Source organism: Paenibacillus sp. 203 (assembly GCF_037027525.1).
GTDB lineage: Bacteria > Bacillota > Bacilli > Paenibacillales > Paenibacillaceae > Paenibacillus > Paenibacillus polymyxa_B.
Genome location: NZ_JAXCHD010000004.1, coordinates 197,452 through 223,579, shown reverse-complemented (window position 1 = coordinate 223,579; position 26,128 = coordinate 197,452). Strand labels below are relative to the sequence as shown.

Below are 26,128 nucleotides of genomic sequence, written 5' to 3'. Positions count from 1 at the left end.
TCAATCAAGGAAGAAACAAAGCGTTTCCGGGAATCACCGCTTTCGCTTCATGCTGACTTTCCCACATTAGACGTGCCATCGCGTCGCCTTTTTCATCATAGTATTCCACTTTTAAATCTACCATTTTGCCTGCTTCCAAAGTAATACTGCCTTTACGCTCCGTCCAGCTTTGTTTGAACCAGCTGTCAATCACCAACTTGCCGTCTACCCATACGCGAATACCATCATCGGATATCGTTGTGAACGTATAGGTCTCGCTATATTGTGGTTTGATTTTCCCCGTCCAGCGAACCGAGAACTGATCGGCATTCACCTTTGGATCAGCTGCAATGGCGCGCCAGTTGTAGTCCAGCTTGCTATCTGTACGGATCAAAGCAGGACTTCCATTCAAATTCATATTGTTAAAATATTCGCCCTGCAGCCCGTTCACATATACCACATCAGGGACGGAAGGAGGAGTCGGAGCCGGGATAGGCTCACTTTGTCCCTCGTCCGGTAAGGTCGGTACATCTGTCCCAGGTTGTTCGATTGCTGCCAGCCCATTTTTCACATCATCCCGTGTCAAACTCTTCGAATCATTCATATAATCCTGTATTTGGTTTGTTGTGTTATTCTCGGTCAGCATCTTGCCCCAAGTCATGGAGTATACCCATTTAGGCTGAGCCTGCAACACCTCAGAACTAGGCATCTCACCGTGCTCCCCAATAGCAATCGGCTTATTCCGTGCCAGCCCGAGCAGACCTTCGTAATGACTTTGCTTAAAATCATTGTTGTAAATGTCTACTGCCAAAATGTCCACTTTGTCATCCCCCGGGTATTTCGGGGTATACGGGACGGTATACGAATTGGGCGCATTCGGACTCCATACCCACAGCAGATTGTTCAATTGATGTGTGTTTGTAAAACGGTCGTACATGATATTCCATAGCTGATTAAAATTAGTTTTGTTTCCCCACCAGAACCAGTCACCATTCATTTCGTGGTAAGGTCTCCACAAAACCGGAACCCCTGCATCACGAAGCTGCTTTAATGATACAGCGACCTTATCCAGATCGGCAATGAGGAGGTTATACTGCGTAGTACCTGGGGTCACGTATTTGTTGAACTCTGCCTGACTTACTTTCGCCTGTACATTGGCCCAAGTCAGTGGCCTACCCGGTAGCGCTTCATGAAAAGTCATCGTCACAATACCACCGGATCTGCTCCAACGGATAGCACTATCGACGACATTTTTACGTTGTGCTGCTTCTGTAGTGTCGGATTGACCAGAGATGGCACCCATCTCATAGCCGTGCAGACCAACATATGCCTGACTGATTTTTTGGACCTTGTTACTTAATTCATCCGGACTTTCCAAATAATCATGCTGACCGGTGACTATTTTTTTCCCTGAGATGTTGAGTAAATAATTGTATAGTTCACGGGCCTGAGTAGAAGCGTCCGAATTAACAGGTTGTAATGAAGCGGCATTCGCCACAGACAGAGAATCACCAAAACCGACGGGCAACAATGAAAAAAGCATAACAACGGGGAGTACATGACGTATCAGTCGATACAGAGGAATAAAATAGAATCTCACTTTCGCTCTTCCTTTCGGTAGCCAGGCTGCCATCCTTGTAGAAGGCCCTTTAGCTTTGCGTACCTGCCTTTCGACAGGGCTGCGTTTATCGTTGGAAGGAGTTTGGATTCCTTCTTACCCTAAGTATCGACTTTTTTTTACCAAAATTTAATAGGTCATGTTCATGAATTTACAGGTTTTCGCCCAATTTCGACAGTTCGGGCTATGAATTTTCATGAATTCGTCTTTTTTTCGTTTTTACGAAAACAATTATGAGATAAATTGGTGACGGGAAATTTCATTCCAATCCATACAAAAGCGTACAATATCCTCTTCAACCAATTCAGAACCAGTCTGCACCTCAATAAAATCCACATCGGTCACAGCCAAAATGCTATGCTTCGTTCCTTCAGGAATGCGAACTACATCACCAGCTTTTACTTTGTGCAGCTTCTCATTCAAAATAATTTCCGCCTCACCACTAATAATGGTCCAAATTTCACTCCGTTTGAAATGAAGCTGATAGCTGATATTTTTGCCTTTCCGTACGCGGATTCGTTTGGTCAATACCTCGTTACCCTCGTCATATTTGACATAATCCACAACCCGATACTGCCCCCAACGACGTTCTTCATACATTGGACGCTGATCATGAGCCTTGAGCACTTCCTTAATGCGAGGACTTTCAGCCTTATTGGTCACAAGAATACCATCCGGGCTAGCAGCTACAATCAGATCATTCGTTCCAATGATCGCCACAGGAATGTCTAACTCGTTAATAAGACTCGTATTGACGCAATCCTCCGTTACTACACCTCTGCCCACTTGTTGATTAGACATTTCTTCTGTGAGCGTATTCCAGGTGCCCAAATCCTTCCAAAAACCATCATACGGAAGAACTACGATATCCTTTTCCTTCTCGACTACTTCATAGTCAAAGCTGATTTTTTCCAGAGATGCGTATTGCTTTTGCATTTCTTCATAATTCAGCGGCAAACCCTTGGATGCCAAGATATCCAGCAAATAACTTAATTTGAATGCAAAAACCCCGCAGTTCCATAGAGCATTGCGTTCAATCAGACGCTCCGCCTGCTCCCGGTCGGGTTTCTCTTGAAAATGGCTCACTTCGCGGTAGCCAGTGCTACCTTGGGTGGCATCGTTTTTCGGAATAATGTAACCATATTTCTCTGAAGGATAGGAAGGGACAACCCCGATTAAAGCAAGCTTGCCTTCACTCTCCTGGAGTGTATGTTCCAGCTGGGCTACGGAAGCGAAGAAAGCATCCTCAACATAAGGATCTACAGGCAATATAGCTATAATTTCATCAGGGGAAACACCAGCAATGGAATATAGATAAGTCGCTGTCAGCGCAATCGCAGGAAAGGTGTCTCTGCGTTCCGGCTCAACAATGATGCGCGTATTCGGCCCGACCTGACTCTGGATCATTTCGACCTGTGCTCTCCCTGTCGCAATAAACGAGGATTCTGATAATCCGTTGTCTCCCAATTGTCTCCATACCCGCTGTACCATGGATTCCGAAATCCCCTCCGGGCTCTCCAGTACCTTCAAAAATTGTTTGGAACGGGAATCGTTGGACAAAGGCCATAATCTTTTACCGGAACCACCAGACAAAAGTACGAGCTTCATAACTCTCCACTTCCTCTCTATATTGGTTGGATGATCGTTCTGAATGATGAGTTGACTACCCGCTACGGACTGGATTTGATCTTACGATCGCTGTTGCCGTGGGATTCTTTGGATTGTATAAGACATTTAAATGTAAGAATACCACATCAAAGGCGAACGCTCCGCTTCTCCAGATTCAAATCCATCCCTGCGCTACTCAAAAATGCATCATACCCGATCATACCTTGTGGTGCAAAAGGCACGACCGGACATTATTAAGTCCGGTCAGCCTGTAAAATGTTCGAGAACTCAGAGCTTGCCCGCTGTGCTTGCAAGCTTCAAGTAATCGAGGTTTCGTAACGCCTTGCCCAGATTGCCTTCGGCAACCGCAATGGCGTACTTGATCGGAAGGAGCGGCTTCAACCGCGCCGCTCCTTCCGATACGCCCTTCCTACTCCCCCCATAAGGTGGGAGTTTAAAAACTGTGATTCAACGGCGAAAAGCAGCGGAGCGGGCAGAATTGTTCTGAAGAAGCGTCAGCGTTTGCCTTTATCCCCGGATTTTAACCTTTGAATGTTTTATATAATCCAGAAAATCCGGGGGTAACAGCAATCGGAAGAACAATCTGCACGTGTAGCGTCTCCACCCCCGCCACAGTCACTTTTTAAACTTCCACTTTATCTCTGTTCCACCCACTCATCCGCGGACGACCCACGGAGTAGTATTCCAGCCCGGAGCCTTGGATCTGTTCCTCAGCGAATACGTTACGACCGTCAATGAGAACCGGCTTGCGCAAAATGGAGGCCAGTTGTACGAGATCGACTTTTTTGAACTCTTCCCAATCGGTCAACAGGCACACAGCGTCGCTACCTTCAGCGGCTTCCTGTGGGGATGAGCACCACATAATATTCGGGTGATCCACGCGCTCCTTGAATTTATCCATCGCAATGGGATCATACAGTTTGACAATAGCGCCTGCCTGAATGAGCGTTTCTACGATTTCCAGTGCTGGAGCTTCGCGGATGTCATCTGTATTTGGCTTGAAGGCGAGGCCCCAAATGCCAATGGACACACCGTTCAGTTGACCCAGCGATTCGCGCAGCTTGGATACAATCATAAAGCGCTGGTCGGTATTCACCTCGACCACCGATTTCAACAACTTAAATTCATAGTCTACATTACCTGCAATTTGGATAAGCGCATTTGTGTCTTTTGGAAAGCAAGAGCCACCATACCCGATCCCTGCTTGTAGGAAAGAGGAGCCAATCCGTTTGTCCATCCCCATACCGTCAGCCACACAGGTTACATCGGCGCCAACCTTTTCGCAAATATTAGCGATTTCGTTAATGAACGAAATTTTAGTTGCCAGAAACGCATTGGACGCGTATTTGATCATTTCAGCACTACGGATATCCGTCACATAGATTTTATCCGTGAACACCTGATGCAGAGTGACCATGGTTTCACGCAATCCTGTATTGTCCAAACCAATAATGATGCGATCCGGATAAAGCGTATCATTGATGGCTGAGCCTTCTCTCAGGAACTCCGGCGCGGAGACGATATCGAAAGACAAACTCGTGTGACGAGCCAACACGTCCTTAATCTTTTCGTTCGTTCCGACAGGTACAGTACTCTTGGTCATAATAATCTTATACCCGTTCATGGCTTTCCCAACATCAGCGGCCGCCTGTTCAATGTATGACAAATTCGCCTCACCGTTAGCCAGAGAAGGGGTACCTACCGCCAAAATTACGATATCCGAGCGGCGTACCGCATCGACCAAATCCGAGGTGAACTCCAACCGGCCTGCTTCCAGATTCAACGCGATCAATTCCTCAATACCCGGTTCATAAATCGGAGATTCTGCCCGGTTCAACATGTCGATTTTGTGCTGCTCCAGATCGACACAAATCACCTCATTACCTTTTTGCGCAAAACATACACCCGAGACGAGCCCAACGTATCCAGTACCGATTACAGCCAGCTTCATTCCGTTCATCCTCCTTTTAGAAAGTTCACATAGGCTTGTTCTACATACTTTTTTAATTGATCCTTGAAGTTTTCTTCATCAAATTTGCGGGCATGGGTAATGATATCGTCCACATTCCACGCATGTTGCTCAACCTTTTCGACGGCCTCCAGCACATCCTCTACTTGATGCTTGCGGAAAAATACGCCGTTCACATGAGGAACAATCGTATCCAGCGCTCCCCCACCCTGAAAAGCGATGACAGGCCGTCCGGCCGCATTCGCCTCCAAAGGCGTAATACCGAAGTCCTCTTCACCCGGAAAAACGAGCGCTCGGCATTCTGCCATCAGCTTGTTAACCTCTTCATCCTCAAGCCTGCCGAGGAACTCAATGTTCGGGGCAGCCATACCTTCGAGTCGTTTACGGTCCGGTCCTTCACCCACAATGCGCAGCTTGAGACCGTTACGTTTGAATGCTTCGATCGCGAGATCGATGCGCTTGTAGGACACCAATCGGGATACGATCAGGTAGTAGTCACCGATGTTTGTAGCGCGTTTAAAACGGGATGTATTAATAGGTGGGAAAATCACATCCGAATCCCTTTGGTAATAGTGCAAAATTCTTCGTTTAACAACCGAAGAGTTGGCGACAAACTGGTCTACGTTGCGAGAAGTTTTGGCATCCCATGTTTTCAACCGGTTCATGTACAGCTTGAGCATGTTTTTGAGCAGGTTGGATTTGGACTGCCGGGCCATATATGTATCGTAATCCCAGGCAAACCGCATCGGTGTGTGACAATAACAAATGTGAAACGTATGTTTGGGTACCTGGATGCTTTTCATAAATGCACTGCTGGAGCTTAAAACAATGTCGAAATCCCTAAAATCAAAATCACGGATAGCAATGGGATACAGCGGCAGCACTCCTTTGAAGTTGTCCTTCACTCCTGGGACTTTTTGTAGCCAAGTGGCTCTAATATCCGCATCCTTCAAGTTACGCGACAGGCGGTCGTCGCTGAACACCGTTGTGAAGATAGGAGCCTCCGGATACATATCGTGGAATACCTCTACTACCCTTTCCGCTCCGCCCATTTGGATTAAGTAATCGTGTGCTATCGCTATTTTCATCAGAATCATCCTTTAACGCGAATGTCGGTCAGACTCCTGCCAACAAACCCTTATAGTAATGAACTATATCCTTAACTGTGTTCTCGATGACAAAATGCTTCTTGACCCGTTCCATCCCTCTCTCACCCATCTGCTGACGTTCTTGTGGATGCTCCAACATCCAGCGGATGGCTTCTTCCAGCTTAGCCGGATTACCCGGTTCAATAAGCAGCCCGGTTTCATGGGGTACCACCGTTTCCTTGGGTCCACCCTCATTGGAAGCAATCACGGGGAGACCCGCAGCCATGCCTTCAATAATGACCTGACCGAATGGTTCCGGTGTAATAGAGGTATGAATCAGCAAATCACAACGCTGCATCAGGCCTTGAATGTCATCGACGTGTCCCAGCAGATTGACGTTAGCCAACCCGTATTCGCGCATCGTGGACTCTAATCGTTGCTTGTATTCCTCTTCTCCGAACAACGCATCTCCAGCCAGCCAGAATTTCACGCGCTGATCCGGTAAAAAGGAGCGTGCTGCTTCCAGTAAAATATGCTGTCCCTTCCATTCCGCCAATCTGCCGACCAATACGACGTTAAACGAGTCATCACCACGTACATGGGCAGCCGTGTCACGTGCTGTAATTGCTTTAGCAAAAGCGGAATAAACAACAAGCGTCTTTTTGTCCGGGGGTAACTCCAACGCACTCAGCGTGGACTTGGAATTAGCAATCACTCCATTGGGCAAAAAGCGGGACATCAGCCGAATCCCTTTGGCCACAATCGGCTTCAGGTACGGCGGACCGATGTGGTCACGGATATGCCAGATCAAGGGCAGCTTCGCCGATTTGGCGGCTACTGTACCATACAGTGCAGACTTGAGCGAGTTCGTGTGAACGCACACGACCTTTTCCGCACGCAGCAAGGGCGCAAGTTTTCTACCGTAAGCCAGCAAACGAAAAGCTGCTGCAGGCGCACCTAGATTCACGGCATTCCGTCCCCGATTGCGAATCGAATCGTCCAATGGAACGATGCGCACATCAATATCACGCTGCCGAAGCCGATCTGCCAAATCGCCCTCCTCTGCCAAAATAACGAGCGGGTCGATATGTTCCCCGATATTCGTCAGTATGTTGTACAAAGCGACTTCGCCGCCGCTCCATCTTGCCGTATGGTCAATATAAGCTACTCTCATCATTTCGCCGCCGCCTTTCTATCAAGGACCTGTCGGAACACCTCTTCCACCTGCTCCGCTACATGTCCCCATGTATATCTGCTCAGGACATGGTCCCGGCATTCCCTTGCATTCGGTAGAAGTTCACGATGATCCAGCACACGCAGCAACCCTTCAGCAATGGCTTCACTATCCGTTCCCTTAAACAAAAGCTCGGGACGGAATCCTCTTAAAATCTCCTTGTTGCCACCCACAGGAGTCGCCAGCACTGGCAGTCCCGAAGCCATTGCCTCCACCGTGATCAGACCGAAACCTTCAAGCGCCTGTGTAGGTACGACGAACAAATTCGATGCTTGGTGGTACAGGGGAAGCTCCTCATCCGACACATAACCGAGCAGCCTTACATGGTTATGAAGATTGTATTCCGCTACCTTGGAAGCCAATTCCTCCATCAAGGGGCCCTTCCCTCCAATCAGCAGCAGATGATCAGGATGACGCTCGGTTACTCGTCGCCATGCTTCGAGTAGCTGTAGCAGTCCCATTCGATTAACAAGACGACGAACGGTTAGCACAATCGTCGCATTTTGCGGCAAATTCAGGCGCTTCCGCACCGCTTCTTGATCATCTGCCGGGTGGAACCTTTCTACATTCGCCGCACCAGGAATAATATGAATTTTGCTGAGTGGAACCTTATAGTGCTCATGCAAAATATCCCGAAAAGTCTCGCTTAGCACTATAAATTTATCCGACAGACCGTAGGCCTTCATTTCAATGGATTTAGCCAACGTCGTTTTTAGAAAATGCTTGATGCCCTGTCCTTCAATCTTCATTTCCTCCGTCCACGGTCCGTGAAAGGTGGTAACTACCGGGATTCCTCTTTTTTTCGCCTCCAGCGCTGGCCCGACACTATAGGGGGCAAAATGGGAATACAATATATCCATCGGTTGCTTGTCGAACAACTCTGCTGCATATTTTTGCATTAGCTCCCGGCGCTTCCAGATGGATTGCTGCTTGCTGCCAATCGTATGAATCCGAATACGGTCGGGCGCTTGCGGCTGCTCGTCACTACAGATTAGAGCATCCAACGTATTGCGCTCTAGCGTAAGCTGCTCACAGATCGATTTGAAATATGTGTTGAGGCCTCCTGGCTGCAAAGACGGCCAGCTCAACCCCGTTGCCGCAATACGAAATCCGTTATTGTACGACATAGCTGGTTTCTCCTTTCTGCTCGGTATGTCCGTCATCCACGATTTCTATCTTTTTTCGCCGCTTGGTTAGCTCATAATGCTTGAAGCAGACGAGAAACTCATACATCACCCAGAAAACGGCTACGGCAAAACCCGCCAATCCCTTGCGGTATAAGCCTTGGACAAAATACTTCTGCACAAAGCGGGCAGGAGGCCGCCACAACAGTCTGGTAATCCGAAAGGATCTTCCTTTGTTAAATGCCGTCTCTGCTTCCAGATCTGTATATTTATTAAAACGGGTCATATGATCACTGATGCTGCGGAAGCCGTAGTGCCATAACACGCCCTCCAGATTGACAATCTGGGAAGAGGCTACATCCGGCATTTCATGAACAAGACTATTCGTAATGCCATAAATACGACGATTGTACAAACGAACCAGATATTCGCCTTTATTCATCCATTTGCCGAGAAAATCGCCAATCCGAAATACGGAATATGCTTTGGCCGGATCGTGGAGCGTTTCCTTTACTTTCAACAAGTCTCCAAGCAACTCTGCATCCACTACTTCGTCCGTATCAATCAGGAATATCCAATCAAATTCCGCTTTTTCAACACCAAACATGCGCTGCTTGGCATAACCCGGCCACGGGTTAGAAAACACCCGACAGCCCAAGGATTCAGCTACCTGAATCGTATTGTCCTTGCTCCCTCCGTCAATGACGACGATATCGTCCGCAAAGGGCTTGCAGGATTTAATGGCGGCTGTGATTCGAGTGCCATCATCCTGAGCGATAATAACTACGGATATCCGGTTGTCCGCGGGAACGCTAGACATGTGGTTCATTAGCGGGTGCCTCCTTCTTTATCTAACCGTTAACTGGCTTTTTCCGGATGTAGTGTGACATCGTTGATCGGAGCCATTGAAAATCTTGTTTGGAAATAAGCAGTCTTGGAATCTTCATTTTTAGAACGAATTTAACATTACATAAAATGAAAATGAACCGTAAAATCCCCGAAGACAGCATTGCTATCCCTGCACCCGTCAATCCATATCTCGGCACGAGTATGGACAGCAATGGAATGACGAGCGCCAATCCGACACCCTGTAGAATGGTAACCAGTTTGGGCTTACCCAACGCCATAAATTGTTGTGCCAGCACCATGGTCCCTCCACTGATAGCAACCTCAAGCACCAAGAACCGGAATACCGTGAGCGCTTGTTTAAACTCTTGACCATATAACAATGTAAATACGAACGGAGCAATCAGCATCAGCATCGCCGCAGCCAGAAAGGTTGCCGTTGATGTCACTCGAAATGCCCGAAATGTTATGGCCACCGCCTCTTCCTTATTCAGACCAGAGGCTTTGGGAAACAGCACGACAATGATCGAGGTAGAAAATACATTCACCATCCTGGCCAAGCTGACCGCTACTGCATATAAACCGAGATCAGCGGGTCTGAGCAGACCCGCAATCAAAATCTGATCAATATAAGTGGAAACCTGCCCCATGAGATCATTTCCGTATGAACCCATACCGTAGGTAAAGAGATTTTTAAATTGCGTCCAGCTGTTCTTTACCTTTGGTTTGTACAGCCGAATCATTCGTATCGTGACACCGATATAAATCGGCAAGCCTGGCAGTAAATAGGCCAATGCCGAGGTGTACGGATTCATATTTCCGGTTAAGATCAGAATCGCTAGACCCAGCAGTGTACTCAGCGGTACCAGATACCGGAATAAATTGTACTGCTTATATTCCGAGCGAACTTGAAGCAATGCATTATTGATCTGTGAAATCGCTATGAGCGGACACATCATCATGGAGCACTGCGCGAAAAGTATGACCGATGAAGAAAAAGAGCGCAGCCAATAAGGAATTAGAAAAACTCCGACGAGTGTCGCCAAGCCCCCGAACATGGTAGCCAGCAGCAAGGCCAGACCATACAGCTTGCCCGTTTCCTCCGGTTTCCTTTTCGCATTGTAAATCAATGCAGACGGGACACCGAAGCTCATGCAGAAGGCGAGAAATTGGGACCAGTTCACCATCGCTGTCTGTTCCCCGCGTCCAGTAGGACCCAGGAATCGTGCCGTTAGCACACCAGTCAGCATATTCACGACGAGAATCAGCATACTGAATATCATCGTTTTTACTGCTGCAGAGCTGTTATCCTTGCTTTTGGCAAACCGAATCACTGTGGACCATAGTGTCCGGACAGGTGCGGATAATGCTTGTAAGTTTTGCACAGCCTTTACCTTCTTTCCGCGATGACATCTTTTGCCCATAGTCCTATTCCGATCATCATCCAGATCAGATAGCCGCGCATACCGGGGAAACCATTATCTGATATGAGACTGGCTACAGCTCCGGCCCACGTAGCCAACGCCAGTCTGATATAAGGCTGACTGGCATCTCGTTCGGCAATACGGGCGAGAAGGCGCTTGATGATAACGAACAGACCACCGAAGAAAAAGAATGCCCCGAAAATACCGAAGGTGAGGAAAATGGCGATATATCCATTATCCATAATCCCAAGTTCGCCGAGATCGCCGCCGTTATCAAGCTTGGTTCCGATTCCTACACTCCCGATCCCCTGCCCGACCGGATTGCTAGCAATCGCCGGAAGCATCGTATGCAGTAAATCCAAACGTTCATTGTACGAATGATCCTGCTGAATATCCGTCAGCGTCTGCATGCGAGCCACCAAACCTTCTGCCCCTGGAAGTTTTGGAACAATGATGTAGAGAAGAAGGCCAACTAGAGCTAGTTGAAACAAGGTTTTCCACTTTCCCTTGGAAGATGAACTGAGAATGTAAGCCAGCAACATGACGAAGGCAATTAGCCAGGCTGAACGTACCAGCGTGATTAAGAGACAAACGACCGTCAGCAAGATTCCGATCCATCCCAATGTGCCGCGCCAACGTTTTTCCATTAGCATGGGTACAAGTGCCATCGCCAGGAAAATAGCGCAGGGACCGGGCGAGTTCATGGAAGAAAATACTCTGATTTGAAGTGGTTCTGGAACACCAATGGAATTCATTTCTACATGATTCATCCAAAATGCATCCCACGGAGGCACCGTCAAGTACTGGATAATGCCGTAAATTGCCACAAGAACAGCAATGTTGGCATATGAATACAGCAGTCGGTCCAGCTCCTTCGCCTTCATGGGCTTAATCGCAAGATAAGGCAACAGGATCAAAGGAACCACATAATTGGCTAAATCATAAGCAAAAACAATACCATTTTTGAATAACCCGACCACACTTCCGTAGGCCAATTCTATGCCGAAAAATACAGCAATTCGGGTCAAGGGTTTTTCCGCCTGATGAATGCCTCGCAACACAGGAATAATCAACATACTGCTTACCAGCAGCGGTGCCACGCTCAACAAGGAAACCGAGTGATATGTTCCCTCCATCCAATCCGCAATGCGGCGGATTTCCGGGCCTACTGCCCACACTGCCAGTGTGTAAGGAATCAGTAGCCGCGATTGCAGGATCGCCAGCAGGAAGGCCGGAAAAACGAGCGCCAGCAATATGGCTCCCTGCTGGCTCATGGTGGGATTCATCTTGGCGCTGACAAATCCGATGGCGAGTGGCAGTATACAAGCCAGCAATCCCATGCCGATCATGCTGATTCCACGCCGATTTCCTAGCCAAACGGAAATCTGCTGATCTGCCAACCGACTCATGTTTCTCACCCCTGACCTCCCTTCATCCGCTTCCGCTTGAACATCTCCTTAAACAGCAGAACGAGAAATTGGGAATCCTCAATCAAATATCTTTTCCACAATCGTTTAGGCTCCTGAGACAACCTCCAGAACCATTCAAATCCCGTCTTCTGCATCAGCTCCGGTGCTCTTTTCACATTTCCCGACAGGAAATCAAAGGTCGCTCCCACCCCAATCGAAATCGGAGCACGGTAAGTCTCATAATATCTGTAGATCCATTTTTCCTGTTTAGGTGCGCCTACACCTACAAAAACGATGTCCGGGCGAGCCTCTTGAAGCAGTTGGATAATGTGCCTATTCTCCTCCTCGTTTTTCTCAAAGCCATAAGAAGGAGAGTAACAGCCCACCACATTCATGTTCGGATAAGATTCCTGGAGATTGAGCATAGCCTTCTCAGGAATACCGTCAGCTGCACCCAGAAAAAATAAACGATAGCCTCGATCCTCAAAAGCCTCTCCCAGCCGAGTGAACAAATCTGACCCGGACACCTTTTGTTTGAGGGGTTTTTTCAGTAACTTGGACGCCCATATGATAGGCATCCCATCGGCCACTACAGCTCCGGCATCCGAATACACCTTGCGGAATTCATCATCCTTGCGAAGCTTGATCACATGATCGACATTACAGGTCAAAATGTAGGAATGACGCTGATGTTCAATAGAAGTATCTATAAATTCGAGTAGATCATTAAAATCGTAATTATCAAAGTTGACATCGAACATGTTCACTCTGCTCATCGTATCACTTCTCTTTGCGAAAATCGGTTTGAGTAGATGTCTGGTATAACGCGTTCAAATACCAGCAAAATGGAATAATCATCTGAACCGTCGACAACGTATTATCTGAAAACGAGTAGATCAGAAAGCCTGCAATTAAGCTTGCAAAATAAGGTTTGATAGACTTGGCAAGCGACCGGTAAATGAGAGCGAACACGATCAGCAATGAAAGCATTAATAGCCCGCAACCGATATATCCCGTGTCAAAATAAAAGCGTATATACTCGTTATGCGGTACAACAAAGCCATTGAATAATGTCCCGTCGTTCGCGACCGTTACCGCGCCAAGACCTCTCCCTGACCAAGGGTAATCATGTACTCTGTTCAAAAAATATTCCCATGCCTCCGAGCGTCCCGACAGGTCAATGCCTGTATCGGTCTCCCGTTCGAAGGAGCGTTTTTTTAAATTGTTCCATTGCAGGGCCACCGCCCCCAGAGCAACCAAAAACGATCCGGCCAGCGGTAGCAAATAATTGACTTTCCCCTTGAGGTACTGACGGGCAATATCAAACAGATACACAGCAAACATTAATAACAATGCCAGAATCGGTCCACGTGTACCGGTGGCGATCAGAATCAGAAAGTTCAGTGCCAACACAGTGTAATAAAAAGCGGCTTGCTTGGGTTTACGCTTAACCTCAATTAGAGAGACAGCAATTCCGAGAAAGGAGAGCATTGCCAGATGCGGCGGTATATTCGCTCCTTGTACTCTGACTGCGCCCGTAAATTCCACATCCGTAAACGAATGCAGCCCTAGAAGCTGCAAACCCAGTCCAATGACCACACTAATAATGGGCAACAAACTGATCAGTCGGATATGCTTTTCTGCCACATCCTTTTTCCACTGGATCAGTAAAAAAAAGAAAGGGAGTGATAAACCGACGAACGCCTTGACGGCAATCGAGGTAGTTAACAAAGGCAGCCATGCTGAAAATCCAAATGTGATCCCCAGCATGATCACCAATGCCCAGACCGGATAGCTGAACTTGAGACGTATGCCATACACGAGCATACACGGCACCAGCAGAGCCAAAATGCCCAATTTGTACAATGACAAAATCTCAATACCGAACACGCCACCCTGATACAGAGAATCGACTGAGACTGCTGTACTTAGCAAAACAGCGTAGCTGATGCGCTCCGGATGATGTATGGAAACAGCCAGCAAGAGCAGTAAACATACCGCCGCAATACTGACCACCGGCTGATAGGTAGCCGCAATTCCTACAGCAAGAGCGCCCAGTAGAAAAATAAAAACATGCTGTATGGTGTTTATTCTAGTAGTCCAAGGATAGTTACTCATGTTCCATCTTTCACCCCGCAGCTGACTCGCTTTTCCGGTTGCGCAGTGTATCCAGCGTCCCACGGATACTTTCAAGCCTGCACCGGTTCAACAGCTTCCTGCCCTCACTACGCGCCAGCAGGGAATCCACAGTGATGTATAACACTTTGGCTGCCGTCTTCGCCATCAGCATCGCGTTACCGCTCAGACCTACGGCCTGAGCAGCGTTAGACATGCCCTGACAATAGTAGCGGTTCATGATCCATTCTTTCGTTAACCGTGAAGCCGGCACAAAATGTTCCACAGACATGTGTGGATGATACATAATCGTTCCACCATTTTTACGAATTTGCTCGAAAACCCACGATTCTTCACCAGATAGAAGGATATCTCCCTTTCTGCCTAGATGAAGCGGGAACATAACGGCGGCAAAAGCCGTTTTGCGCATCGCCATATTCGCTCCAAATGGATTCAGTCCCGACGGATATTCACGAACGGCTTTGCCCAGATCAATAATCGTGTAAGGCAGTTCAAGCGGGCCTGTCAGCCAACCCGGTCGTTCCGTCTCAAACATAGGGTCAATTTTCCCACCCATAGCCGTCAGCTCAGGATTGTTCCCGAATGCTGACATAATCGTTTGCAACCATGTAACACACGGAATTGCATCATCATCGAGAAAAGCAATGACTTCCGCTCTTGATAACGTAATGCCTGCATTACGAGCAGCAGACAGTCCTTGTTCGCGCTCATAATGATATCGGAGATGGATATTCTGACCATGGGCGACGGTGAACCTTTTGATCGTCGCTGCTGTATGATCAGTGGATCGGTTATCGACCACAATGATCTCAGCCAGTGCAAGGTCTTCCAGTTCCAGCAGGGACATTAACGTTTTCTCCAGCAGGTCCGCCCGGTTATAGGTGCAAATAACGACGGACACTGCGGGACATCGCTTGAATGCATCCATCAGTAAGCATCCTTGGAGAACAGCATTTTAACGCCTGTTTTCATGATGATTTTCAAATCGAGCCACGTATTGCGAACATGAATATACTTCAAATCCATTTGCACCATTTCTTCGAAGCCTACACTGTTACGTGCGCTCACCTGCCAGTAACCCGTACATCCCGGTGTTACAATCAGGCGTTGCTTATCATAATCGGAATATTGTTCGACCTCGCTGGGCAACGGCGGACGCGGACCGACTAAAGTCATGTCGCCGACCAACACGTTCCACAGCTGCGGAATCTCATCAATACTCGTCTTGCGCAGAAAACTGCCAATTTTCGTGATCCGAGGATCGTTTTTAATTTTGAACATGGCGCCGCTCACTTCATTCAGCTCCATCAAGTCCTTTTTCAGTTCCTCAGCATTGGACACCATTGAACGGAATTTATACATATCGAATAACTTCTCATTCTTGCCCACCCGAGTTTGCTTGAAAAACACGCTTCCCTTTGGGTCTTCGAGCTTAATCAAAACGCCTACCACTACAAAAAGCGGAAGCAAGACGATCAAGCCCACGAACGACAGCAGCATATCAAGGAGGCGTTTTGTGACCAGGTAGGACGTTTTATCCTGAATTTGTGTATTTCCGTATGGCATGTAAAACGCTTTACCTGACATGACAGCCTCGCCGTCCTCCGGTAAATTTTCCATGCTCATGCTGACGTACCCCCTCTCAACCTGCCGTGGTTGCTTTCTCGGTCTTTTTCAACCATTCATTCATGGCCTCCATAACCGGATACTTCAAATCATCGCTGGCAAGTGCAAATTCAAGTGTGGTTAGAATATATCCAAGACGTTCACCTACGTCATAACGTGTGCCTTCAAAATCATAGGCGTACACACGCTCACTCTGATTCAGCTTTTGGATCGCATCCGTCAACTGAATTTCGCCGCCAGCTCCTTTTTCTTGAAGATCAAGATATTTGAAAATTTTCGGCGAGAACACGTAGCGACCCATAATGGCCAAATCGGATGGCGCTGTGCCTGGAGCCGGTTTTTCAATAAAATTATTCACTCGGTACAAGCGTCCGTCCTGCTGATCCGGTTCAATGATGCCGTACCGGTTCGTAAATTCTTGCGGTACCCGCTGCACACCGATAACCGAATTTTGAGTTTCCTCATACTGATCCATCAGCTGACGAAGGCAAGGCTTCTGACCTGTTACGATATCATCGCCCAGCAGCACACCAAACGGCTCGTCCCCGATAAAGCGTCTTGCGCACCATACCGCATGTCCGAGACCTTTGGGTTCTTTTTGGCGAATGTAGTGAATTTCCACTCCCGATGAACGCTGTACTTCCTCCAGAAGCTTCAGCTTACCGTCCTCGAGCAGTTTGGATTCCAGCTCAAATGCGTTGTCAAAGTGGTCCTCAATGGCACGTTTGCCTTTACCCGTAACGATAATAATGTCCTCAATACCAGAAGCAATCGCTTCTTCCACGATATATTGAATCGTAGGCTTGTTGATAATTGGAAGCATTTCCTTAGGCATCGCTTTTGTGGCAGGGAGGAAGCGCGTACCTAACCCTGCTGCTGGAATAATGGCCTTTTTCACTCTTTTCGTCATCGCACTCATTCTCCTTGCTTCATCGAATTTTGGTGTTGCTTACTTCACCTGATTCATCACAATTCCAACCAGCGTCGCACTGGCTTGCTCCATGAGTTGCTTTGTTTTACGTAGATCTTCCCGTTTGGTACGACCATGTCTAGCAACGAGAATCACACCATCCGTTAAGCCTGCAATCAGGCGAGCATCCGTATAATTCAGCGCCGGAGCCGAATCGAGTAAAATGATGTCATATTCACGTTTGAGTTCTTCCAGTAGCTCAGCCATACGTTCGCTACCGAGCAGATCTGCTGCGTTGTACAGGGTGTCTCCACCGGGAACAACCGATAGCTCCAGACCACCATGCCTAACGATAGACTTGGAAGAAGTCCCACCGCGCAAATAAGCCGATAGACCTCCGGTATTCTCCATTCCGAATATCTCGTGCAGCGCTGGTTTATGCAGATTGCAATCCACCAGAGCCACCTTCTTGCCTTCTTGTGCAAAGGAAACTCCGATGTTGGCGAGCAGTGTTGTTTTACCCGCTCCGCTTTCCGGCGAGGTCAACAATAGAACCGTGCCACGGTCCTTTTGCCCAATCACCTGCTGCCGGATGTATGTACGGAGGGATCGAAATGATTCCGAGATATACGATGATGGATTACTTTCTGTAATCAACATGTCATTCAATCGCAGCATATTTACGCTCCCCTACCCGTTCTTTGGAATTTCCGGCTGCTCCATCGACGTCCTTCTTGCGAATGACTGGAATCGATGCAATTACCGGAATACCGATGTCCGCGTCCGCTTCTTTCTCCGAGCGCAGCGTACCGTTAATGCTTTCCAGGAACACAATCGTGCCCAATGCAATCATCAGCGATACGAGAAAACTAATCGCAATATTCATGAGTGGGTTCCCATTAATCGGGTCAGGATTGGCCTGAGGGTCCGCTTCATTTAAAATTTTCACATTATTCAATTCCATCAATCCCGGAACTGTCTGTACAAATTTCTGGGTTACCGCGTTTACAACCGCTGCGGCCTGTGGATAGCTCCCTGCCTCAAACGTCAAACCGATAACCTGACTTTTATCCGAGGATTTAATCTGCAGTTTCTCTGCCAACTTCTGCTGCGTCAAACCGAACTCAGGATGAGCCTCTACAACAGCGTCCATAATTTTAGGTGAAGTGAGAATTTGCTTGTAGCTTTCCACCAAATTAAGACTTGTGTTGACGTCGTTCAGATTGTTGCTCCCCTGCTTGGCGGAAATATGATTAACCAGCAGTTGGCTTGAAGCGGAATAGACTGGCTTCACGACATTGTCGCTCACAAAGTATGTTGTTACACATGAGAGAATGACAAAAATTGCGATCAGCCACAATCTTCTTTTGATCAGGACTAGATAATCCAAAATGGTTTTCTCCACAAAAATCCTCCCTCCTACACAATTTCTCTTCATATTTAAGTATGACTTTATTGTAACAATTGGCTCTGTGAACGACATGGAACCGAATGGCACTTTCTCCCTCACTATGGGGGGAGGGAAATGTATACTTTCGGATACGGCATGGTATACTTTTGTACCATGCTTTGTCGATTATGGAAAAATAAATCGAAAAAAGCCTCAAAATCACAAAACTTAGTGATTTTGAGGCTTTTCTTTCCACTCGCACATGAAAGTGCAGCGTAGCTTATAGAGTCAGCGCATCATTGTTGGCTCGTACTTCGCCAGACCGATGGCATTGGCATACAATGCTGCCTGCGTACGATCCGCCAGCCGCAGCTTGGCCAGTATCTGACTGACATGCTTTTTGACTGTGAACTCACTGATAAATAACCGGGATGCAATTTCACGATTGCAAGCTCCTTGTCCCAGCTCGACCAGCACTTCCTTTTCCTTTGGCGTCAGGTCGTCGGTCAGATTGCCCGCATCTTCACGCAGCTTGTTTTCGAGAATAGCCGGATCATAATATTTGCGTCCTTTGTTGACAAGATGAATCGCGTAAATTAGTTCCTCAGGCAATGCTTCCTTAAGCACATAACCGTCCACGGAAGCTTCCTCTGCTTTTAGAAAATCTTCACGTGTTGCGGAAGAAGTCAGCAAAATAAATTTGCTTCTGAAACCGCGTCCGCGCGCTATCTTGATAATATCCAGCCCCGATTCATCAGCTAGTTTCAAATCCAGCAGCACCAGATCCGGATCTGTTTCCTCAATCACCATAAGTGCTTCCTGTTGATTCTGGGCCTCTCCCGCAAACTGAACATTGGGCTGCATGGATATAACCGCAGCGAGTCCTTTCCGTACTAAAGGATGATCATCGACAATGACAATTTTCATGATTCGGCCTCCTGTCTACAGTTCAGGATTTGCATAATCCCTATGTATCCGATTGTTACCGCAGATTTTGTATTGCAGAATGTTCACACATTTTATTCGAGGATTTTGCAAAATCCTCATTCATAAGCATTTACCGGAATGGACAATCGGATCTGTGTTCCCTCTCCGATTCGACTTGAAATATCAAATTCGCCTCCCATCGATTGAGCTAAATATTCCATATTCATCATGCCCAGGCCCCCGCCTGCACTGACCGCCTCACCTCCTGCTACCATTCTCGCCGTCTCAAACCCTACTCCGTCGTCATGAATAGACAGTCTAATCACTTGGGGCGTCAATTTTAACTTCACATCAATCCGCTTGGCCAATCCATGACGGATTGCGTTCCCCGCCGCTTCGGAAATGATGCGGAATAAAGCCTTTTGGTACAAATACGGAAGTGAATAATGATCACCATGAATGTCAAAATCAATTTGTACATGGTTCAGCTTGGAGAGTGTATGAAGATGACTTTTCACCGTCCCTAACCAAGTTGAGCCTCCGCTTTTTTTCGAACTTAAACTATGAATCGCCCCTTTCAGCTCTCTAACCGCTTGGTTGGCTGATTGCTGAATTAGATCAATTTGCTCCTCCACCTGCTCCTTTGGCTGATGACACCAGGTTTGCCGGAGAGAATGCGTTGCGTACACAATACCAAAAAGACTTTGAGAAACATTGTCATGCATTTCATTTGCAATCCGGTTCTGCTCATTCGTCACAATCAGCTGATTTTCAATACGCTCCAGCTCATAGCGCTCCAAGAACACAGCGCTCAGCTCAGCCAAGAATATCAGTTGTTGCACGAGCCAGCGTCTTCCTGTCAGACTTTGATCCGGGCCCAGCTTGAGGCCAATCGTCGCTACAAAACGGGTCGTCATCGGTACGGTAATCATGAGGAAATCGCCCCATTCTGGCAGATGTCTAAAAAATGGTTCACGCTCTTCCCTGAATTCCTCCCGATAATTCCCCAGCTCCTCGAATAGCTGCTCCTCCTCCTCTACCGTCCAGCCTGTCTGGCTGCTTTCCGGTGCATCCTCCTCCTGACTATCCAGCCAGAAAAATGCACGGCTCTGCTTGGTTAGCTTGACCGTATAGTCCGAGATGACCTGACCGAGATTTAAAGCCTCATTGTGGCTGGTCGTCTCCATGATGTGGTAAATCGACTTGATATGATCCATCGTCTCATTGGCTTGTTCTTTAGCCACCTTCAGTTCGTCCTTCATGACGCCGATAACCTGCATTGCCATCGTAGTTGCGATCAGTACCAGAAACAAATTGATGTTCTGCAATATAAGATCCCACAAAAAATATTGACCTGGTGTAAAAAAGATATAACAAAATGTAAGCACCAAGCCGATATAAGAAAGGAGGAGTGTCCAACTGTATCTCATAGACAGATGAGCACAAGCCACCAGCATGGGGGTAATCACATACCATTTGAACGGGCTATCCATCCCTCCGGTTGGGAACAACAACAAAATGATTCCTGCTGTTTCTAGTGCAATGCTACATTTCAATACCATATCATGAAGTCTGTATTTACGGTAAATCCAAGTAAATGCTGTAACGGATAAAAATAGAAAACCAATCAGTAATAGCTTCTGCCACACGATTAATCTAGATGATTCGAACAGAAAAACAAGTGACGTTAAAGATAGTGATACATAACGGTATAAAAAAATCATTTGGTCTTCTGCTGACTTCCTCAACTTCATCCTGTCACCCTATTCTGTGTTTTGAAGGGACGATGGGCATATTAGGTTTGTTTGTGTTTGTGTACTCTAAAAAAATCATAACCAATCCAAAAATAAATAACAAGACATAAACTCTTACGTAAACGGTTACATTCCAAAAAATTTGGTACTTTTTATAACATATTTACCGTTTCAGGAAAACATTTTGGGGGTAATGTCAGAATTTATGACGTTTGTCAAGGAAATAAATCACATTTTAGTAACCTAAAAAAGACTTGCTGGTACCACCGTGATTATAACAGTGGTATTCAGCGAGTCCTTTTTTAGTAAATTTGGTAGTCTACATTTTAACCCCCGGCACGCGCCAATTCACGCATATTGGCTTCAAATGCTGCCAACAGAGCTTCATCTCCGCTCAAACCAGTTGCCTCTTCTTTTTGGATCTGTTCAACCATACGCTTGTAATCCTTTGGAATCACTCGTACAAACTGCTGAATCGCAGTCTGCCAATCATCCAAAATACGTTGTCCCGCTTCACTACCCGTGTAAGTGACATGGCGTTGAATCAAGCCGCGCAAATCCGCTGCTTCTGCAGGATCTTCCACACCTTCCAGCAACACCATTTCCAGATTACAACGGCTCAGGAACGTCCCCTCAGGGTCATAGACATAGGCAATACCTCCGGACATTCCGGCTCCAAAATTCCGTCCGGTTCCACCCAATACAGCTACACGTCCGCCCGTCATATATTCGCAACCATGATCACCAACGCCCTCAACTACAATACGTGCGCCGGAGTTCCGAACGGCAAAGCGCTCGCCTGCGATTCCGCTAATGTAAGCTTCACCGCTGGTGGCTCCATACAAAGCTGTATTTCCGATAATAATGTTCTCTTCTGCCTTAAAGGTCGCTTTGTGAGACTTTTTCACAATAACCTTACCACCAGATAGCCCTTTACCGACATAGTCATTGCTATCGCCTTCCACGCTCAGCGTGATGCCTTTCGGAATAAATGCCCCGAAGCTCTGACCTGCCGATCCAATAAAGTTAAAGCGAATCGTATCCTCAGGCAGACCCGCCGCTCCATACTTACGGGTGACCTCGCTGCCCAGAATCGTTCCTACCGCCCGATTCACGTTTGTAATAGGTAAGGTACCCTCAACAGGCTTTCCGTTCTCCAGCGCTTCCGCAGCCATCGGTACGAGCTGTTGCATGTCGAGTGTTTCTTCCAGACCGTGATTTTGGCGTTGTACGCGGTAACGTACACTACCTTCTTCCAACTCAGGAACATGCAACAGCAAGCTCAGGTCTACGCCCTTCTTCTTCCAGTGCGAATCGGCGTTCACGGTATCCAGACAATCCGTACGTCCAATCATTTCCTGAATCGTACGGAAGCCCAATTCCGCCATAATTTCACGGACATCTTCTGCGATGAAACGCATAAAATTCACCACATGGGCAGGATCGCCCATATAATTTTTGCGTAGCTCCGGATTCTGCGTAGCCACACCAACCGGACATGTATCCATTTGGCATACCCGCATCATAATACAGCCCAACGCTACGAGCGGCGCTGTAGAGAAGCCGTATTCTTCCGCGCCCAACAGGGCAGCTACTACCAAATCGCGGCCAGACAGCATCTTGCCATCTGTCTCCAATACCACGCGGTCGCGCAGGTTGTTTAGCATCAGCGTCTGATGCGTCTCCGCCAGGCCCAGCTCCCAAGGCATACCCGCATGGCGGATGGAGCCTTGCGGGGAAGCGCCTGTACCACCGTCATAACCGCTGACCAAAATAATGTCAGCTCGACCTTTTGCTACCCCTGTAGCAATCGTGCCTACGCCTACTTCTGACACCAGTTTCACGTTAATGTCAGCACGCGGATTGGCGTTTTTGAGATCATAGATGAGCTCTGCCAAATCCTCGATAGAATAAATATCGTGATGCGGCGGTGGTGAAATCAAACCTACTCCTGGCGTAGAACCACGTACCTCAGCGACCCAAGGGTATACCTTACGTCCTGGCAGTTGTCCACCTTCGCCCGGCTTCGCGCCTTGCGCCATTTTGATCTGAATTTCGTCGGCATTCACCAAGTAATTCGATGTTACACCGAATCGGCCCGACGCTACCTGCTTAATCGAACTGCGGCGAGAATCGCCATTGGCATCCGGTATGAAACGTGCTGGGTTCTCCCCACCTTCACCCGTATTGCTCTTGCCACCGATCCGATTCATCGCAATCGCCATATCTTCATGCGCTTCCTGACTGATCGAGCCAAAGGACATGGCTCCTGTCTTGAAACGACGCATAATGGATGCAGCGGATTCCACTTCTTCCAGCGGCACAGGCTCACCCGAAGGCTTTAACTGAAGCATGGAGCGGATCGTCAAATACTGTTCAGATTCACCCTGTACCAGCTTGGCGTACTTCTTGTAAAGCTCGTAGTCTCCCGAGCGTACCGACTGCTGGAGCAAATGCACCGTTTGCGGGTTAAACAAATGCTCTTCCCCATCGTTACGCCATTGATAGTCGCCGCCCGAATCCAGTACTTTGTCGTTGCCGTCCTTGTCAGTGAAAGCACGATTATGATGAACCAGCGCTTCCGTAGTCACTTCCTCCAGACCAATACCGCCAATGCGGGAAGGTGTCCAGGTGAAATAACGGTCAACAAAATCCTGTTTCAGACCTACAGCCTCAAAAATTTGTGCTCCACGGTACGACTGAATCGTGGAAATACCCATTTTGGACAATATTTTAACGACACCCTTCGTTGCCGCTTTAATATAATTTTTAACTGCCTTTTCGTGCGAGATGCCGCGCAACAAGCCCTGCTGAATCATGACATCCAGCGTTTCAAAAGCCAGATACGGATTAACCGCGCTCACACCGTAGCCAAGCAGCACCGCATAATGGTGAATATCCCTTGGCTCCCCGGACTCCAGCAAAATGCTCACACGTGTGCGTGTACCCTGCTTAATCAGATGGTGATGCAGGCTGGAAACAGCTAGCAACGCCGGAATGGCCGCATTTTCCGCATCCACTCCACGGTCGGACAAAATCAGGATGTTATGACCTTTGTCAATGACACGGTCAGCCGCCTCAAACAATCCTTCCAGCGCCTTGCGTAAGCCCTCAGCGCCTTCCTTCGCTTCAAAGAAGATCGGAATCGTCATCGATTTGAAGCCAGGACGGTGTACGTGGCGAATTTTGGCAAACTCCTCATTCGACAACACCGGCGAATCCAAACGAATCTGACGACAGCTTTCCGGTTCTGGATGCAGTAAATTGCGCTCTGGTCCAATCGTGGTTGCGGTTGACGTTACAATCTCTTCACGAATGGCGTCAATCGGCGGGTTCGTGACTTGGGCAAACATTTGTTTAAAGTAATTGTACAAACGTTGCGGACGGTCAGACAGCACCGCCAATGGGGCATCGTACCCCATTGAACCAATCGGTTCTGCACCTGTAAGTGCCATCGGCTCCAGAATTTTGCGCAGTTCTTCAAACGTATATCCAAACGCAAGCTGAAGCTGATTTACATTTTCATGTTTAGGCTCCGGCTGTTCCAGTGCTTCCGGCAGCTCATCCAGATCAACCAAGTGCTCATCCAGCCATTGCTGATAAGGTTCCTCGGAAGCAATACGTTCCTTTAACTCTTCGTCAGAAACGATACGGCCTTCTTGAGTATCAACCAGCAGCATACGACCCGGACGGAGACGATCCTTATAGAGCACATTTTCAGGAGCAATATCCAATACGCCCGCCTCTGAAGACAGTGCGATCAGATCGTCCTTGGTCACATAGTAACGTGCAGGACGCAGACCGTTGCGGTCGAGAATCGCCCCGATTTGGATACCATCTGTAAACGCCATCGCAGCAGGTCCGTCCCACGGCTCCATCATGGTGCTGTGATATTCATAAAATGCTCGTTTCTTCGGGTCCATGGTTTCATGCTTGTTCCAAGGTTCCGGCACCATCATCATGGCTACATGAGGAAGGGAACGTCCGCTCAGATACAGAAACTCTAGTGTATTATCAAACATGGCTGTATCTGAGCCATCTGGGTTAATGACTGGTTTTACCTTCTTGATATCTCCGCCAAACGCTTCGCTTTCAAACTGCGCCTGGCGAGCATGCATCCAGTTCACGTTGCCGCGCATAGTATTAATTTCGCCGTTGTGAATCATAAAACGATAAGGATGCGCACGATCCCAGCTCGGGAACGTATTCGTGCTAAAACGGGAATGGACCAGCGCGATCGCCGATGTCACCCGCTCATCCTGCAAATCCAAATAAAATTTGCCTACCTGCTCGGTTGTGAGCATTCCTTTGTATACAACCTTGCGACATGACAAACTTGGAATATAGAACGACTCACCGTTCTCATCCTCTTGGTTATAGCGAATAGCAAGCTCTGTACGTTTGCGAATGACATACAGTTTCCGTTCGAAGTCCAGCTCTTCCTTCAAATCGCTACTGCGACCGATGAATACCTGACGCACGCCTGGTTTAGCTGCTTTTGCCGATTTACCCAGCATTTCGTCATAAGTTGGAACATCGCGAAAACCCAAACAATTTTGACCTTCGTCCACGATGATATCTCTTAGCTTCTGCTCATGCACCTCACGAACTTTTGGATCATTGGATACAAAAAGCATACCCACGCCATAATGTCCGGCCTTTGGCAATTTAAAGCCCAATCGCTCCGCTTCCTCTTGAAAAAACAGATGAGGAACTTGAATCATGATCCCTGCTCCGTCACCGGAGTTTGGTTCACTTCCCTGACCGCCCCGATGCTCCATATTCACGAGCATGGTCAAAGCCTGACTTACAATATTGTGCGATGGTTTTCCCTTGATGTGGGCAACAAAGCCCATGCCGCAGGCGTCTTTTTCGAATTGGGGATCATATAGTCCCTGTTTGGGTGGTAAACCTGTCTGTCTCATGGAACGCAACCTTTCTGTTATAAAGTCATGCTGGCCTAAATACAGGCGGCCGAATAGAAGACAGTGGCGACAAGAGGTAACTCAAAGAACAACTACGAGGAATGGGGGACAAAACACGTGACGTATTCAAGGCGGTACGG

General features: G+C 47.7%; 19 protein-coding genes and 1 riboswitch. All 19 genes read right to left on the bottom strand.

What is annotated here, in order from left to right; all coding sequences use genetic code 11:
* Nucleotides 1-4: 4 nt before the first annotated feature.
* The 19 genes from WA407_RS10375 to gltB all read right to left on the bottom strand — a co-directional run bounded on the left by WA407_RS10375 (nucleotide 5) and on the right by gltB (nucleotide 25,988).
* On the bottom strand, nucleotides 5-1,579 hold the full coding sequence (locus WA407_RS10375) for a glycosyl hydrolase (RefSeq protein WP_039269535.1): 1,575 nt from the start codon (nucleotides 1,577-1,579) through the stop codon (nucleotides 5-7).
* A gap of 13 nt (nucleotides 1,580-1,592) precedes the next feature.
* Nucleotides 1,593-1,673: riboswitch (cyclic di-GMP riboswitch) on the bottom strand.
* Between the two features lie 155 nt (nucleotides 1,674-1,828).
* Complete coding sequence (locus WA407_RS10370; RefSeq protein WP_013309163.1) at nucleotides 1,829-3,205, bottom strand: sugar phosphate nucleotidyltransferase; 1,377 nt, start codon at nucleotides 3,203-3,205, stop codon at nucleotides 1,829-1,831.
* A 643-nt stretch (nucleotides 3,206-3,848) separates the two neighbouring features.
* Nucleotides 3,849-5,177, bottom strand: coding sequence for a UDP-glucose dehydrogenase family protein (locus WA407_RS10365; RefSeq protein ID WP_336077320.1), 1,329 nt, complete (start codon nucleotides 5,175-5,177; stop codon nucleotides 3,849-3,851).
* A 5-nt stretch (nucleotides 5,178-5,182) separates the two neighbouring features.
* Nucleotides 5,183-6,283, bottom strand: a complete 1,101-nt coding sequence (locus tag WA407_RS10360; protein WP_023987424.1) for a glycosyltransferase — start codon at nucleotides 6,281-6,283, stop codon at nucleotides 5,183-5,185.
* A 28-nt stretch (nucleotides 6,284-6,311) separates the two neighbouring features.
* The gene (locus tag WA407_RS10355; RefSeq protein ID WP_336077319.1) at nucleotides 6,312-7,460 is read right to left on the bottom strand and encodes a glycosyltransferase family 4 protein; all 1,149 of its coding nucleotides are present in this window, start codon (nucleotides 7,458-7,460) and stop codon (nucleotides 6,312-6,314) included.
* Nucleotides 7,457-8,644 (bottom strand): glycosyltransferase family 4 protein, encoded by a 1,188-nt coding sequence (locus WA407_RS10350; protein ID WP_336077318.1) that lies wholly within the window; start codon nucleotides 8,642-8,644, stop codon nucleotides 7,457-7,459. The genes WA407_RS10355 and WA407_RS10350 overlap by 4 nt, the downstream gene beginning before the upstream one ends.
* Nucleotides 8,631-9,470, bottom strand: coding sequence for a glycosyltransferase family 2 protein (locus tag WA407_RS10345; protein ID WP_023987421.1), 840 nt, complete (start codon nucleotides 9,468-9,470; stop codon nucleotides 8,631-8,633). Before WA407_RS10345 ends, WA407_RS10350 begins: the two co-directional genes overlap by 14 nt.
* Before the next feature lie 22 nt (nucleotides 9,471-9,492).
* On the bottom strand, nucleotides 9,493-10,872 hold the full coding sequence (locus WA407_RS10340) for a lipopolysaccharide biosynthesis protein (protein ID WP_061830278.1): 1,380 nt from the start codon (nucleotides 10,870-10,872) through the stop codon (nucleotides 9,493-9,495).
* Between the two features lie 5 nt (nucleotides 10,873-10,877).
* Nucleotides 10,878-12,320 carry an O-antigen ligase family protein gene (locus WA407_RS10335; RefSeq protein WP_254329330.1) on the bottom strand — a complete coding sequence of 481 codons (1,443 nt, stop codon included), beginning with the start codon at nucleotides 12,318-12,320 and terminating at the stop codon, nucleotides 10,878-10,880.
* A 5-nt stretch (nucleotides 12,321-12,325) separates the two neighbouring features.
* Nucleotides 12,326-13,096 (bottom strand): WecB/TagA/CpsF family glycosyltransferase, encoded by a 771-nt coding sequence (locus WA407_RS10330; RefSeq protein ID WP_028543109.1) that lies wholly within the window; start codon nucleotides 13,094-13,096, stop codon nucleotides 12,326-12,328.
* A 4-nt stretch (nucleotides 13,097-13,100) separates the two neighbouring features.
* Nucleotides 13,101-14,438 (bottom strand): O-antigen ligase family protein, encoded by a 1,338-nt coding sequence (locus WA407_RS10325; protein ID WP_250267660.1) that lies wholly within the window; start codon nucleotides 14,436-14,438, stop codon nucleotides 13,101-13,103.
* 10 nt (nucleotides 14,439-14,448) lie between these two features.
* The gene (locus tag WA407_RS10320; RefSeq protein ID WP_336077317.1) at nucleotides 14,449-15,384 is read right to left on the bottom strand and encodes a glycosyltransferase; all 936 of its coding nucleotides are present in this window, start codon (nucleotides 15,382-15,384) and stop codon (nucleotides 14,449-14,451) included.
* Nucleotides 15,384-16,082, bottom strand: coding sequence for a sugar transferase (locus tag WA407_RS10315; RefSeq protein WP_013309152.1), 699 nt, complete (start codon nucleotides 16,080-16,082; stop codon nucleotides 15,384-15,386). Before WA407_RS10315 ends, WA407_RS10320 begins: the two co-directional genes overlap by 1 nt.
* Before the next feature lie 16 nt (nucleotides 16,083-16,098).
* Complete coding sequence (gene galU / locus WA407_RS10310; protein WP_013309151.1) at nucleotides 16,099-16,992, bottom strand: UTP--glucose-1-phosphate uridylyltransferase GalU; 894 nt, start codon at nucleotides 16,990-16,992, stop codon at nucleotides 16,099-16,101.
* 39 nt (nucleotides 16,993-17,031) lie between these two features.
* A complete protein-coding gene (locus tag WA407_RS10305) occupies nucleotides 17,032-17,670 on the bottom strand; it encodes a CpsD/CapB family tyrosine-protein kinase (RefSeq protein WP_235307594.1) in 639 nt (212 codons plus the stop codon).
* The gene (locus WA407_RS10300) at nucleotides 17,654-18,397 is read right to left on the bottom strand and encodes a YveK family protein (RefSeq protein WP_235307593.1); all 744 of its coding nucleotides are present in this window, start codon (nucleotides 18,395-18,397) and stop codon (nucleotides 17,654-17,656) included. The genes WA407_RS10305 and WA407_RS10300 overlap by 17 nt, the downstream gene beginning before the upstream one ends.
* Before the next feature lie 273 nt (nucleotides 18,398-18,670).
* The gene (locus WA407_RS10295) at nucleotides 18,671-19,309 is read right to left on the bottom strand and encodes a response regulator (RefSeq protein WP_235307592.1); all 639 of its coding nucleotides are present in this window, start codon (nucleotides 19,307-19,309) and stop codon (nucleotides 18,671-18,673) included.
* A gap of 116 nt (nucleotides 19,310-19,425) precedes the next feature.
* Nucleotides 19,426-21,063 (bottom strand): sensor histidine kinase, encoded by a 1,638-nt coding sequence (locus WA407_RS10290; protein ID WP_061830283.1) that lies wholly within the window; start codon nucleotides 21,061-21,063, stop codon nucleotides 19,426-19,428.
* A 326-nt stretch (nucleotides 21,064-21,389) separates the two neighbouring features.
* Nucleotides 21,390-25,988 (bottom strand): glutamate synthase large subunit, encoded by a 4,599-nt coding sequence (gltB, locus tag WA407_RS10285; RefSeq protein ID WP_336077316.1) that lies wholly within the window; start codon nucleotides 25,986-25,988, stop codon nucleotides 21,390-21,392.
* Between the last annotated feature and the right edge of the window lie 140 nt (nucleotides 25,989-26,128).